Annotated in this window: 16 protein-coding genes; 9 read left to right on the top strand and 7 right to left on the bottom strand. The window is 43.3% G+C overall.

Going from position 1 to position 12,259, the window contains the following annotated elements:
* Window positions 1–53 precede the first annotated feature (53 nt).
* Together ABXT60_RS02850 and rlmF are read left to right on the top strand one after the other, a co-directional pair.
* The gene (locus ABXT60_RS02850) at window positions 54–1,088 is read left to right on the top strand and encodes a FecCD family ABC transporter permease (RefSeq protein ID WP_443631266.1); all 1,035 of its coding nucleotides are present in this window, start codon (window positions 54–56) and stop codon (window positions 1,086–1,088) included.
* A 231-nt stretch (window positions 1,089–1,319) separates the two neighbouring features.
* Window positions 1,320–2,225 carry a 23S rRNA (adenine(1618)-N(6))-methyltransferase RlmF gene (rlmF, locus tag ABXT60_RS02845; RefSeq protein ID WP_443631265.1) on the top strand — a complete coding sequence of 302 codons (906 nt, stop codon included), beginning with the start codon at window positions 1,320–1,322 and terminating at the stop codon, window positions 2,223–2,225.
* Between the two features lie 163 nt (window positions 2,226–2,388).
* On the opposite strand, the gene ABXT60_RS02840 is transcribed toward rlmF, so the two are convergent.
* From ABXT60_RS02840 to ABXT60_RS02825, 4 genes are all read right to left on the bottom strand, one after another.
* Window positions 2,389–2,865 carry a lysozyme inhibitor LprI family protein gene (locus ABXT60_RS02840; RefSeq protein WP_443631264.1) on the bottom strand — a complete coding sequence of 159 codons (477 nt, stop codon included), beginning with the start codon at window positions 2,863–2,865 and terminating at the stop codon, window positions 2,389–2,391.
* Window positions 2,866–3,080: 215 nt separating this feature from the next.
* Entirely contained in the window at window positions 3,081–3,494 is a 414-nt protein-coding gene (locus tag ABXT60_RS02835; RefSeq protein ID WP_443631263.1) for a metal ABC transporter ATP-binding protein, read from the bottom strand.
* 231 nt (window positions 3,495–3,725) lie between these two features.
* Entirely contained in the window at window positions 3,726–4,193 is a 468-nt protein-coding gene (locus ABXT60_RS02830) for a Fur family transcriptional regulator (protein ID WP_443631262.1), read from the bottom strand.
* A gap of 103 nt (window positions 4,194–4,296) precedes the next feature.
* On the bottom strand, window positions 4,297–4,854 hold the full coding sequence (locus ABXT60_RS02825) for a DUF1636 family protein (RefSeq protein WP_443631261.1): 558 nt from the start codon (window positions 4,852–4,854) through the stop codon (window positions 4,297–4,299).
* Window positions 4,855–5,011: 157 nt separating this feature from the next.
* Here ABXT60_RS02825 and ABXT60_RS02820 point away from each other — a divergent pair, with 157 nt between their 5' ends.
* Both ABXT60_RS02820 and folE2 read left to right on the top strand, forming a co-directional pair.
* Window positions 5,012–6,349, top strand: a complete 1,338-nt coding sequence (locus tag ABXT60_RS02820; protein ID WP_443631260.1) for a dihydroorotase — start codon at window positions 5,012–5,014, stop codon at window positions 6,347–6,349.
* Window positions 6,350–6,364: 15 nt separating this feature from the next.
* Entirely contained in the window at window positions 6,365–7,267 is a 903-nt protein-coding gene (gene folE2 / locus ABXT60_RS02815; protein ID WP_443631259.1) for a GTP cyclohydrolase FolE2, read from the top strand.
* Between the two features lie 27 nt (window positions 7,268–7,294).
* Here the strand turns inward: folE2 and ABXT60_RS02810 are convergent, their stop codons facing one another.
* Entirely contained in the window at window positions 7,295–7,567 is a 273-nt protein-coding gene (locus ABXT60_RS02810) for a LysE family translocator (protein ID WP_443631258.1), read from the bottom strand.
* 104 nt (window positions 7,568–7,671) lie between these two features.
* Window positions 7,672–8,037 (bottom strand): 1-deoxy-D-xylulose-5-phosphate synthase, encoded by a 366-nt coding sequence (locus tag ABXT60_RS02805; RefSeq protein WP_443631257.1) that lies wholly within the window; start codon window positions 8,035–8,037, stop codon window positions 7,672–7,674.
* A gap of 239 nt (window positions 8,038–8,276) precedes the next feature.
* Here ABXT60_RS02805 and ABXT60_RS02800 point away from each other — a divergent pair, with 239 nt between their 5' ends.
* Both ABXT60_RS02800 and ABXT60_RS02795 read left to right on the top strand, forming a co-directional pair.
* Window positions 8,277–8,528, top strand: coding sequence for a phage integrase N-terminal SAM-like domain-containing protein (locus ABXT60_RS02800; protein WP_443631256.1), 252 nt, complete (start codon window positions 8,277–8,279; stop codon window positions 8,526–8,528).
* Entirely contained in the window at window positions 8,465–8,626 is a 162-nt protein-coding gene (locus tag ABXT60_RS02795; RefSeq protein ID WP_443631255.1) for a tyrosine-type recombinase/integrase, read from the top strand. Before ABXT60_RS02800 ends, ABXT60_RS02795 begins: the two co-directional genes overlap by 64 nt.
* Before the next feature lie 93 nt (window positions 8,627–8,719).
* On the opposite strand, the gene ABXT60_RS02790 is transcribed toward ABXT60_RS02795, so the two are convergent.
* Window positions 8,720–9,163 (bottom strand): HIT domain-containing protein, encoded by a 444-nt coding sequence (locus tag ABXT60_RS02790; RefSeq protein ID WP_443631254.1) that lies wholly within the window; start codon window positions 9,161–9,163, stop codon window positions 8,720–8,722.
* A gap of 184 nt (window positions 9,164–9,347) precedes the next feature.
* Between ABXT60_RS02790 and miaB the strand changes: the two genes are divergently transcribed.
* From miaB to ybeY, 3 genes are read left to right on the top strand one after another with little or no spacing between them, the layout of a single operon-like run.
* Window positions 9,348–10,721 carry a tRNA (N6-isopentenyl adenosine(37)-C2)-methylthiotransferase MiaB gene (gene miaB, locus ABXT60_RS02785; RefSeq protein ID WP_443631253.1) on the top strand — a complete coding sequence of 458 codons (1,374 nt, stop codon included), beginning with the start codon at window positions 9,348–9,350 and terminating at the stop codon, window positions 10,719–10,721.
* A 5-nt stretch (window positions 10,722–10,726) separates the two neighbouring features.
* A complete protein-coding gene (locus ABXT60_RS02780) occupies window positions 10,727–11,758 on the top strand; it encodes a PhoH family protein (protein ID WP_443631252.1) in 1,032 nt (343 codons plus the stop codon).
* Window positions 11,755–12,252, top strand: a complete 498-nt coding sequence (gene ybeY / locus ABXT60_RS02775; protein ID WP_443631251.1) for an rRNA maturation RNase YbeY — start codon at window positions 11,755–11,757, stop codon at window positions 12,250–12,252. The genes ABXT60_RS02780 and ybeY overlap by 4 nt, the downstream gene beginning before the upstream one ends.
* Window positions 12,253–12,259 lie beyond the last annotated feature (7 nt).

The following is a 12,259-nucleotide window of genomic DNA, read 5'->3' as shown; positions in this document are numbered from 1 at the left end:
TCTTAATAAAAAAGAGGCTTTATTGAACATCAACGTAATAGAACATCAATGCTATGAAGAATAAACTCGCATCAAATATAATGATCAGTGGTTGGCTTATTGGCGGTGTTGTTCTTATTTTTTCGATCTCTATTGCTGTCAGTGTAGGCTCTATTTCCATCCCCCTTACACATGTATGGGGGATTATTAGCCATCATCTTCATCTTGCAGATATAGAACCCACATGGAGTCGTGGGCAGGCTGCCATTGTATGGCAAGTTCGATTACCAAGAGCACTACTAGCGGCAATGGTCGGGGCAGGTTTAGCCTTGGTAGGAGCCGCGTTACAAGCGGTTACTCGCAATCCCTTATCAGACCCTCACCTGTTGGGGATATCTTCTGGGGCCGCTTTTGGAGCAGTGCTGGCCTTGCTACATACCGGACTATTTTTAGGCGCACTGACCGTGCCTTTGTTTGCTTTTATCGGCGCACTGCTAGCGGCCAGTATTGTATTGTTAATTTTATCTAACACAACAGATGTTAGCGCCAACCGCTTAATACTCACGGGTGTTGCCGTGTCTTTTATATTAATGGGATTGGCCAATGGTTTGATATTTTTAGGCGATCCTAAAGCCTCTCATACTGCAGTATTTTGGATGCTTGGTGGTCTAGGTCTTGCCACATGGGACATGCTAGCTTGGCCATTAATCATTTTAGTGGGCGCGAGTATTTGGTTTTTATCAATAAGTAATACTCTTAATGCCATTATGGTAGGTGATGAAACTGCCCTAACCTTAGGTATTTCTCCACGAAAAAATCGGATCTATGTGTTTATTGTATCCTCACTGATTACTGGAATAATGGTAGCATTTTCTGGAATTATCGGTTTTGTAGGGTTGATTATCCCGCATATATCACGACTCATTATTGGCGGTAATAACGTCAAAGTAATACCTGCTTCAATGCTGATTGGCGCCATTTTTTTAGTCTGGGCCGACATTCTAGCCAGAACACTGATTCAACCAGAAGACTTGCCTATTGGAATTATTACTGGTCTTGTGGGTGGTGGGTTTTTCTTATGGCTGTTAAATAGATCTCAGGAACATTAACGTAAGCGATGTATGGACTCCACCAGTCCACTTACGTAGGCTGGTGTCGACAAAAACTAAGGAGGCCATACCATGAACAATTCTAACGAGAATAATCGGGGTCAGATAAGCATTGGAATAATCGGGGTGAATAATCGGGGTCAGATAAGCATTAACAGAATTAAGTAATTAAACCCTTATCTAACCCAAATGTTGCTACCATCAACCTCCCGCCCCAATGAAGACTGCCCCATGGCTAGAGATACCCAATTACACCCTCGCAATCAACACCGAGACGGTTATGATTTTACTCAGCTAGCGGCACAGTCGCCCGAGCTAAAGGCTTTTATTGTGAGCCACCCTGCGGGGCAGACGACGATCGATTTTAACAACGAGCAAGCGGTTCGTGCTCTTAATCGGGCTCTGCTAAAAACACACTATAAGATTAATTTTTGGGACATTCCGGCAAACTATTTGTGCCCACCCATCCCCGGTCGTGTGGACTATATTCATTATTTGGCAGATTTACTGGCCAGTGATAATAAGCAGACCATTCCGCGTGGGCGTGATATCAAAGTCTTAGATATTGGTACCGGCGCTAATTTGGTTTATCCGCTAACAGGCCAAAGTGAGTACAGCTGGCACTTCACAGGTGTGGATATAGACCCAGTGTCAATTAATGTAGCTAAGCAACTGTGCCAATTTAATAAGTTAAAAATAAACCTTAAGCTACAAAAAAAACGCAAGCATATTTTTAAAGGCGTGATAGAGCCTAGTGATTTTTTTCACCTAACATTGTGCAACCCACCTTTTCACGCATCGCCTGAAGCGGCAAATAAAGGCACCCAGCGCAAATGGAAAAATCTAGGTAAAGGGCCGTCGAATAAACTTAATTTTGGCGGCCAGAACACCGAACTTTGGTGTCCCGGTGGTGAGATGCAGTTTATTGCTAACATGATCGAGCAGAGTATTGAGTTTGCCGATCAGTGTTTATGGTTTAGTTCGCTGGTATCCAAGAAAGATAACCTTAAGCCACTGTGTAAGCTATTAGAAAAAGCCAAGGTTGCTGAACGTAAAGTCATCGACATGGCGCAAGGGAAAAAAGTGAGCCGTTTTATTGCTTGGACTTTTATTGAAAAAAATCAGCGACGTTTGTAAGTAAAAAGTTCAGCTAGTGCCTTTATTGTGTTTCTGCCAACTACTGCTTTAGCCACTGAAGAAATATTGTAATATTAGGCTGTTTTTCTTTATCGCAGACAAAGCAATAATATAGTTGGCTAAAATAAGCGACGAAAGAGCAAATAGCCAACTGGTATTTGGCCTACTTGAATGGTTTGCTATAGTCACTTTGCAAAGCCTTCTCTAGTTGCCACTCACTCTTTTGAGAGCCACCACAAACATCTCCTTCTTTTTTTCCGATAAGCCAACGTTTAAGATATTCAGTTCTGTGAAGAGTGAGTTGAGCATTAAAACCAGACGCACACATTGAAAAAGAAGAGCCATAATACTTTGGCACCTCGGTGTATGGGTATTCTAACTTAAAGTTTGCATTACGTAATTTAATCCAAGCTAGTTGAGATTCTTTAAGCTTAGATAAAAGAACTTTATCATCTTTATAGATTTCACGAATTTTTTGATACACACGAGTTAATTCTGCATCTGCTGCTTTATACCGTATTCCAGCACATTGATTCATAGATGACTGTGTCATTGCCGTTTCAATACATGAAGATCCACTATTTGCCGAAGAAAAAAATGGTAAAATAACAATGAATAATAAAGTGACTTTAATGTTCAATTGAAACTCCTGTGAATATAACGCCCAAATAACAGGCTAAGTAATGGTTGGCTAAAATTGTGACGCGAAGCGAAACGTAGCCAACTATTTCGTGTCCTTGTTGATTTTCTTGTTAGCTTTCGTTGTGCTCTACAATAAATCTAGCTCTTTCGTATAGCTCATCAAAGGTGATTATTTCAGGACTTATGGTATTTTTACGAAATAATTCAAATGATCTAAGCTGAAAGGATCACGGGTTGATTTTGCAGCAATACTCGTGCAAACAAGCAGCGTTGCAGTTGCCCACCGGACAGCGTATTAATCATCCGGTGCTCAAAACCCTGTAAACCGACCACTGCGATAGCATCTACGCATTGCTTATGTTGCAACCCGCTCAGCGATTTAGAAAAGCCAAGTTTGGCCCATAAGCCCATGACGACTAGTTCAAATACAGTAAGAGGGAAACTGTTATCTAACTGAGCTTGCTGCGGCAGATAAGCTACTGTATTTGGGCATAGGCCTTCAATACTGCCTTCATTTATGGCTGTTAGCCCAGCCATGGCATTCAACAAAGTCGATTTACCTGCGCCGTTTGGGCCTACTATGGCCAGCCAGTCACCTTGAGCGATCGTGGCGGTTAGATGGTGCACCGCAGGATGTCGTTCGTAGGCAAGCGTGAGATTGTTAAGTCAAGTACTCATGATGAATAGGTCATTCCTACTACTAGTGCCCACATGATCATGCTCAAGCCGATTGCCAAACCTATGCGACTGAAGACACTCCAATACAGCAGAGGGTTTGGCAGCATGACCTTGAGCTTCTTCACGCTTGTTCACCTGGAGAGGTGGACTCAAGCAATCGATGTAGATTATTCCGCATGACTAAGCCGTACTCGCCGAACAATTATTGCATAAGCATTGCAGCTCCAACTTTGAATTCGTAAGCCTGTAACCTACTTTATCCACGAGTTTACCCAATTCATCAATGATGCCTTTTGAGACTGCGATTTCCTTTGTGCTTTGACATTTACCACAGATTAAAAACTGAGTTATCTCTTGTGAGCAACCCCCTAATATATGCGAACACGCAACGTATTTGTTGGCTGAGCTCAGCTTATGCACTAGGCTCTCTGTTTCGAGAAATTCTAAAATGCGATACACAGACATTGTCGGCATGGATTTTTCAGATACCTTGTTGTAGGCATCGGTAATTTCGTAGGCAGATAACGGTGTGCTAGATTCCAGCAAGTGTTCCAAAACGTGTTTGCGCTTTTCAGTCAAACGCCCTCCAGAACGAGCACAAATATCCTTTGCTTTACAAATAATATGACTTAATTGCTGAGTATCCATATGGGGCCACCTATTTTATAATACATATTTATCGTGAGCTGTTTATCCGCACGATGTCATTGAGCATGATTAAGAGCCCAATATTACCTGGATTTTAGGCACCTTACTTTAATCCTAAACTTGCTAAATCACCCGAACTTTGAGCAGATGCGTGTAATTTAAAATTTTTATTAGCGGAGCGATCAGACTGTTCTTCGCGGCGGGTCGGCTGAGAGTCACCCTCACCAGTGGCTATTTCGAGTGGTGGCACACGTCCTAATATGCTCGCCTGTAACAGCCTTGGGCGTGTTTTTCTTGGCATGAACCCGTCTGGGATATCGAGGTATAGCGCGATGCACTCAACAATATCACTTGCGCTTTTCTCGGGATCTTGATCACCAAACAGATAGCTCCACGCGCCGGCTGATGAGAGTGCAATTGCACAAGGACGCCGACATAAGCTAAGACACTCAGCAGGCCTAACCTCTACATGGTCACCCAAAGTGCTTTCATTAAGCATTGCACGAAGCGCCTGATAGAGTTTAAAACCAGCACGACTTTCAATTGGCTCACGCACCGAACCAGCTGCCCTACATGAAGTGCATACATGAAGCACACTCGAGCGAGCGCTGTCATTCGATGTTTGAGACTCTTTAATCTCAGGCGAAGTCGTTTCACTCATGTTGATCCATTTGTGATGTGAAGCGGTTGAATAAGTATCATTGGTTGTTTGTGCATTAAAGTGTCTTTGAGTTTAATTTCTATAATCCAAGAAAGATATGTTATATCATAGCATAACATTTGAAAATATAAATTTTAAACACAAGGCCTGAAATCAGATGACTCATTCCGTCGTTATTAAAAATGCACTGATCGTAAATGAAGGAACGATCAAAGAATCTGACCTGAGAATTCGAGGGCGGTACATAGACTGTATTAGCTCAGAGATAAATGCCTCACAAGGTGATCAAATTATAGAAGCACGCGGGCAATATCTATTACCAGGTATGATTGATGATCAAGTACACTTTCGCGAGCCGGGCTTAACGCATAAAGGCACTATTGCCAGTGAGTCTCGTGCGGCGGTTGCTGGTGGCATTACCAGTTATATGGAAATGCCGAATGTCAATCCGGCCACCACATCAATTGATGCTTTAGAGAATAAGTTTGTAATAGCGGCGCAAAGCTCCATGGCTAACTATTCCTTTTATCTGGGTGCAACAGAAAATAATCTTGATCAAATCAAACTTCTGAATCCACAAAAACACTGTGGTGTGAAGGTTTTTATGGGGGCATCTACCGGTGATTTACTAGTTGAGAACCCTAAGGCACTCGACGCTATTTTTTGTGAAAGCCCAGTATTGATTGTGACTCATTGCGAAAGCAGCCCAATTATTCAGCAAAACCTTGCAAAAATAAGTCGTTCAGGAAGGATTCCAACCATATTGGATCATCCAATAATAAGGGATACAGCAGCATGCTTTGCTTCGTCATCTTATGCAGTAAGCCTCGCAAAAAAATACCGCAGTCAGTTACATGTACTGCATATCACTACAGAAAAAGAACTGAGTTTGTTTGAGACTGGGACAATTGAAGGCAAACACATCACAGCAGAAGCGTGTGTACATCACCTTTGGTTCAGTGATCAAGACTACCAGCGGTTGGGAAATTTAATTAAATGCAACCCCTCGATTAAGTCATCAAAAGACCGTGATGCATTGATAAAAGCCTTACACACCAATCAAATCGACATTATTGCGACTGATCATGCACCGCACACTTTGGAAGAAAAACAGCAGGACTATAACCAAGCACCGGCCGGTTTACCTTTAGTGGAACACGCTTTGTTAAGTTTATTGGAGGCCGTCAAAGACAAACGCTTGAGTATAGAACTTGTTATTGAAAAGATTGCCCATAACCCAGCGAAGCGTTATGCGATAAATAATCGCGGTTTTATTCGTGAAGGTTACTACGCCGATCTAGTGTTAGTGGATATGAACCAGACCACTACTGTAAGCAACAAAAACACGCATTATCACTGTGGCTGGACGCCGTTTCATAACCATCAATTTTCTTCAAGCATTCAAAGCACATGGGTAAATGGTCAGCAAGTATTTAACGGCCAGCAAGTGATTCAGCAACCAGTGCCCTCCAAACGCCTTACCTTCAACCGATAAACGAGATAAAAAACAATGTTAATGAATACGCTACCGGATATCGCTTGTGAATTAAAAGCAGAAACCTCATCGCCTTTACAATGGGTAGGCATGGAAGAGATTGCCGTTCCCATTTCAGTACGTTTATCGAGCAACAAATTACAAACCATACCCGCAAAAGCCAATGTGTTTGTTAGCCTAGATACACCGGATGCAAAAGGCATTCACATGTCACGATTACATAAAAAAATTAATAAATTAGCTGAACTTGAATGCAATAAAGACAATGTAGAGCACTTACTCAATTCACTCATTGAATCTCAGTTAGGTATTTCTCATCAATCAAAGATAGAACTTACATTTGATTTGATGTTAAACAAACCTGCATTACTTAGTGATGAGAGTGGCTATCAGTCATACCCTGTGACACTTAAGGCTGAAAAAAGTGATCAAGGCTTACACTGTCAATTTGCGATCACGATACCCTATTCCAGCACATGCCCTTGCTCGGCATCTCTGGCTCGCCAATTGTATGCAAGTGCAATTGACGAAGAGTTTCCAGGTTTAGCGATTGATAAGGCTACCCTAATGCAATGGGTTCAATCTGAATCTGGTTCAGTCGCAACGCCACACAGTCAACGTTCTTATGCTTATCTTCATTTTTCATTAGGCAACAACGATTGGCCTGATTTGTCATGGTTCATCTTGGAACTAGAAAAAGCAATTGGTACGCCAGTACAAACGGCCGTCAAGCGCAGCGATGAACAAGCATTTGCAAAACTAAACGCCGAAAATTTGATGTTCTGTGAGGATGCCGCACGAAGAATTAAGTCAGCACTTGAGCAGGCTAGTTTTGTGAATGATTACTGGTTTAAAGTCGAGCATCAAGAGAGTCTTCATGCGCATAATGCGGTTGTAATTGACCAGAAGAAAAAATAATAAGTTAAGAATATTGAGAGTTTCATTTTATAATATGAGTAAAAAATATATGAGATAGATTGCACCAGACCATTTGATCATATTAAAAGCCACTTCTGATGTGGCAATAACTACGCCTAGACCAGAAAATGACAGTGTCATTATACTAACAATTGCTGTAAGACTGCCTAAAGCAGTATACATAGAAACACGAAAGCCCTCTGTTACAGCTTTAGTCATACATAACAAAACGCTTGGTCCAGGCGAAGCAGTGAGTGTTAATACTGCTAGTGAATAATATAACCAGAGTTCTATACTCATATTTTTACCGAATTAAGTTAATTTTTTGTACCTTGTATTTTTGCGTCGCAGACTCCTAACGCCCAATTCAAACGCCGAGGTACGAGGTCGTTTGCAATTGATTGTTAAGTGTTGATGTACTGCATGTACTCTTCATGAACATCATTGTCTATTTCTACACCGCTATTGCCACCATACAGGCGGTCATTTTGATCTTTACGTGGCCCTGAAATCCAGTAGTGGTCTCCGGACTCGACCTTGAAGTAATTTGCTTTAAACCCGCTACCTTTGAGGCTTTGAAATTTCATGCCTCGATAGTAAAGTGTTTTACCTGATTTTGATAAATAAACTCGACCAATACGAGCTTCGCCTTCTAGGCCATCTGACTTATCTTCGATATACATTATCTTAGAACGCGATAACTTAAACTCTGAAGGAAGTTCTTCTCCTTCAAACTCTCGCTCTTCCTGTTTGCCTTGATGTCTGCTCATAGTTTTTGACACTTAACAGTACATTTATGAGGCCTGCCGGCACTCATAATAATTATTAACGCGCTGCTCTATTAGTTTTTCCTAAAAAAACGCTAACTCACAACCTACTGAAAGTGAGGGGGTTTTGATGTGCATTATTTGAACACTAGGAGCCCCGTTAGAAAAAAAGAGCGGTTTACGCTCCTTATTTTTAAAACAAAGCTATACTGTATGAATAACCAGTTAAGTGTGGTTTTATTATGTCTAGATCACCTTTTTTGCAATTAATCCGCGAGCACATGCAGGTTCAGCGCTATAGCCAAAGCACTATTCATACTTACGTGTATTGGATTAGAGACTACATTCGCTTTAATGACTTAAGGCACCCTAAAACACTGACGGGGAGCATGTCACTAGCTACCTCACTTACCTTGCCTGCACGCGCCATGTGTCTGCAGCTACTCATCTGTTACAAAACGGTGCAGATATTCGTACCGTGCAGGAGCAATTAGGCCATGCCGATGTTAAAACCACAGAGATTTATACCCACGTATTAAAACGCGGTGGCCACGGGGTGTTAAGCCCATTGGGCCAACTTGGCAGCGTGTAATATTAACCTATGGCATTAACCTGCGGCCTTATCTCACCCATTAGGTGTGCACCAACTAGTGTGGTGGGTTAAGTGGGGTTTAATTTGTTCAATTTAGAGTTTTAGGCAGGCTCGAATATTGGTTAATTGTTGCGCTAGCTGGGCCTCACTATACGCATTGGCAGCCAATTGCCCCCACACGGGGTTAGGCCACGCTGGGTCATTGGTAAAACGCCCAATGATATGAATATGCAACTGGCTCACAACATTGCCTAAGGCACCTATGTTGAGTTTGTGGGGGCTATAAAGGTGGGTAACCATAGCTGCCACTTGGTTCATTTCGTGCAGCACGTGTTGCTGCTGCTCCATGGGTAGCTGGGTGAGTTCTGTCGCCTGCATGACGGTTGGCACCAAAATAAACCACGGCACGCTGGCATTGTTCATTAACAATAAGCGGCACACGCCCAAGTTAGCAACAAACTCACAGTCTGCTTTTAAACGCTCATCGAGTTTAAAGTGCGCGCCTGCCTCTTGGGTGATTTGATTGATATTTTCCATGCGTATCTAGTTTGTCTCTTATGGTCATTTTCATAGTATGCGGCACTGTGGCAGGCCCTTAACCGCTAAGCATACTATATTACCCGCTATTAACCTTTATTAGCGCCAAAAACAGTGTTTTCAAGCTAGGTTTAATGGGGGCCTTAAATGTATACTACGGCTTCAAATAACGCAGGTGTGCCACATGACTAAAAAGCTATTTATTAAAACCCACGGTTGCCAGATGAATGAATATGATTCGTCCCGTATGGCAGACTTATTGGGTGATAGCCATGCCATGGAAATTACCCACAACGAAGCCGATGCAGACGTGCTGCTGCTTAATACCTGTTCTATTCGCGAAAAAGCCCAAGACAAGGTTTACCACCAGCTAGGCCGCTGGCGCAAACTTAAAGAAGCTAACCCCCATGTTAAAATTGGTGTGGGCGGCTGTGTGGCTAGCCAAGAAGGTGAAGCCATTTCTAAACGTGCGCCCTTTGTAGATATGATTTTTGGGCCACAAACATTGCACCGCTTGCCCGAAATGATAGACGCCACCGACGCCGGCGCTAAGGGCGTAGTGGATGTGAGTTTTCCAGAAATAGAAAAGTTTGATAATTTGCCCGCCCCTAAAGTAGAAGGTGCGCAAGCGTTTGTGTCTATTATGGAAGGCTGTTCAAAATACTGTTCATTTTGTGTAGTACCCTACACCCGTGGTGAAGAAGTGAGCCGCCCACTTGCCTCGGTGTTGTTAGAGGTAGAGCAATTGGCAGAGCAAGGGGTGCGTGAAGTAAACCTGTTAGGTCAAAACGTGAACGCCTATCAAGGTGAAGCTGATGATGGTGATATAATCGACTTAGCAGAGCTCATTGCTTTGGTAGCCAACATTGACGGCATCGATCGTATTCGCTTTACCACCAGCCACCCTGTTGAATTTTCTGACAGCTTAATAGACGCGTTTGGTGACATTCCAGAGCTGGTAAGCCACTTACACCTGCCAGTGCAATCTGGGTCTGACAAAATATTAATGGCCATGAAACGCGGCCACACTGCCCTAGAATACAAATCTAAAATGCGCCGAATCCGTAAAAAGCGCCCCGATATCAGTTTTTCGTCAGATTTCATTATTGGTTTTCCTGGGGAGTCTGACGCCGACTTTCAGGCCACTATGGATTTAATTGAAGACATTGGCTTTGATTTGTCCTATAGCTTTATTTACAGCAAGCGCCCAGGCACCCCCGCTACAGATCTACCAGACAGCACCGACGATGCCACTAAGAAACTGCGCTTAGCCCAGTTACAACGGCGCATAGACAGCCAGTCTTTTGATATTAGCAAGGCCATGGTGGGCAGCCTGCAGCGGGTGTTAGTGAACGGTTACTCGAAGAAAGACCCCGGTAAATTAACCGGCCGCTCAGAAAATAATCGTTCAGTGAACTTTGCTAGCAACAATGCCGACTTAATTGGAAAGTTTGCCCAAATTCGTATTTTAGAGGCGTTTCCCCACTCCTTGCGAGGAGAACTAGTGGCTTCTGAGCTAGACGGGCTTGCACCTGTTGGCCCAATCGTGCTGCAATAGCAGGTATGAAAAACTCTCGTTATAAGTCAACTACCTCAGATGGTAACGAAAACGGCACTACGTTTAGCCTGTTACCCGATAACACTCAACACCTTGCTAGCTTGCAAGGTCAGTTGGATGGCAACCTGCGTATTATTGAACAGCGCCTGCAATTAACTATCAGTAACCGGGGTAATCGTTTTCATATTACTGGTTCTATAGCAGCCTGTATTACCGGTGAAAACGTATTACAACAACTCTACCGTGAAGCCCAACAGACCAGCGAAGTGACACCAGAAATGGTGCATCTTGCCTTAGTGGAAGCCCAACAAACTATGACAGAAACTAGCGCCTATATAGCAGCCCCAAAAGCTAACCAGCCACAAGATACTGGGCTTAGCATTCGTACAAAACGCACCACCATTAAACCACGCGGAGACACCCAACAAAGTTACATCCGCTCTATCCGCAAACATGACATTAATTTTGGCATTGGGCCTGCAGGCACAGGTAAAACCTACCTTGCTGTAGCGTGTGCTGTAGAGGCACTTGAGCGTGAGGAAGTGCGGCGTATATTGCTAGTGCGCCCTGCGGTAGAAGCGGGCGAAAAACTTGGCTTTTTACCGGGTGACTTGGCTCAAAAAATAGACCCTTACTTGCGCCCACTTTACGATGCACTCTATGAGATGGTTGGTTTTGAAGCCGTAGCGCGCATGATAGAAAAGAACGTGATAGAAATTGCACCTTTGGCTTATATGCGCGGCAGAACACTTAACGGAAGTTTTGTGATCTTAGATGAAAGCCAAAATACCACTCGCGAACAAATGAAAATGTTCCTTACCCGTATTGGCTTTGGCTCTACTGCGGTGATTACGGGTGACGTCACACAAATTGACTTACCAAAAGGCACGCCGTCTGGCCTTAAGCATGCCATTGAAGTATTAGACGGTGTAGAAGACATTGGGTTTACCCACTTTTTGTCTGGCGACATTGTGCGTCACCATTTGGTTCAGCGCATTGTAGATGCTTATGATGTTTATGAAAACAAACAATCATGATCGTAGATTTACAAATTGCTAGTGAAACCAAAGCGTTACCCTCGCTTGCTCAATTAGAGCAGTGGGCTCAGCTTGCCTTGCAAACGCCCGATGCCAAAGCAGAAATAACCATTCGCATGGTTGATGATGCTGAAAGCAAAGAACTCAATTTACAGTATCGGGGCAAAGACCAACCGACCAATGTATTGTCTTTTCCTTTTGAACAGCCAGACCTTGGTGATTCTGAATTAGCCGCGCAGATGGCTGCAGAGTTGGGCGAGGTAAATTATTTAGGTGACTTGGTGATCAATGCTCAATTAGTAACCCAAGAAGCGTTGCTGCAGCATAAGCAGGTTAACGACCATTGGGCTCATCTGGTTATTCATGGCACCTTGCATTTACAAGGCTTTGACCACACAGAAGACGAAGAAGCCGAGGCTATGGAAACCCTTGAGGGTAAGCTATTGGCGGCAATTAACATTACCAACCCTTATGTTGCTAAAGAAAGCGACTAAGCGTATA

Source organism: Candidatus Njordibacter sp. Uisw_056, from assembly GCF_047730085.1.
Taxonomy (GTDB): domain Bacteria; phylum Pseudomonadota; class Gammaproteobacteria; order Pseudomonadales; family Balneatricaceae; genus Njordibacter.
The sequence above is the reverse complement of the archived record's forward strand: the minus strand, read 5'-3'. Positions and strand labels throughout refer to the sequence as shown.

Excerpts from the sequence above, each read along its gene's own strand:
- ABXT60_RS02805 (WP_443631257.1), bottom strand. The coding sequence starts at position 8,037 with ATGAGCAGACATCAAGGCAAACAGGAAGAGCGAGAGTTTGAAGGAGAA.
- rlmF (WP_443631265.1), top strand. The coding sequence starts at position 1,320 with ATGGCTAGAGATACCCAATTACACCCTCGCAATCAACACCGAGACGGT.
- miaB (WP_443631253.1), top strand. The coding sequence starts at position 9,348 with ATGACTAAAAAGCTATTTATTAAAACCCACGGTTGCCAGATGAATGAA.
- ABXT60_RS02810 (WP_443631258.1), bottom strand. The coding sequence starts at position 7,567 with ATGAGTATAGAACTCTGGTTATATTATTCACTAGCAGTATTAACACTC.
- ABXT60_RS02790 (WP_443631254.1), bottom strand. The coding sequence starts at position 9,163 with ATGGAAAATATCAATCAAATCACCCAAGAGGCAGGCGCGCACTTTAAA.
- ABXT60_RS02800 (WP_443631256.1), top strand. The coding sequence starts at position 8,277 with ATGTCTAGATCACCTTTTTTGCAATTAATCCGCGAGCACATGCAGGTT.
- ABXT60_RS02850 (WP_443631266.1), top strand. The coding sequence starts at position 54 with ATGAAGAATAAACTCGCATCAAATATAATGATCAGTGGTTGGCTTATT.
- ybeY (WP_443631251.1), top strand. The coding sequence starts at position 11,755 with ATGATCGTAGATTTACAAATTGCTAGTGAAACCAAAGCGTTACCCTCG.
- ABXT60_RS02825 (WP_443631261.1), bottom strand. The coding sequence starts at position 4,854 with ATGAGTGAAACGACTTCGCCTGAGATTAAAGAGTCTCAAACATCGAAT.
- ABXT60_RS02780 (WP_443631252.1), top strand. The coding sequence starts at position 10,727 with ATGAAAAACTCTCGTTATAAGTCAACTACCTCAGATGGTAACGAAAAC.
- folE2 (WP_443631259.1), top strand. The coding sequence starts at position 6,365 with ATGTTAATGAATACGCTACCGGATATCGCTTGTGAATTAAAAGCAGAA.
- ABXT60_RS02830 (WP_443631262.1), bottom strand. The coding sequence starts at position 4,193 with ATGGATACTCAGCAATTAAGTCATATTATTTGTAAAGCAAAGGATATT.
- ABXT60_RS02820 (WP_443631260.1), top strand. The coding sequence starts at position 5,012 with ATGACTCATTCCGTCGTTATTAAAAATGCACTGATCGTAAATGAAGGA.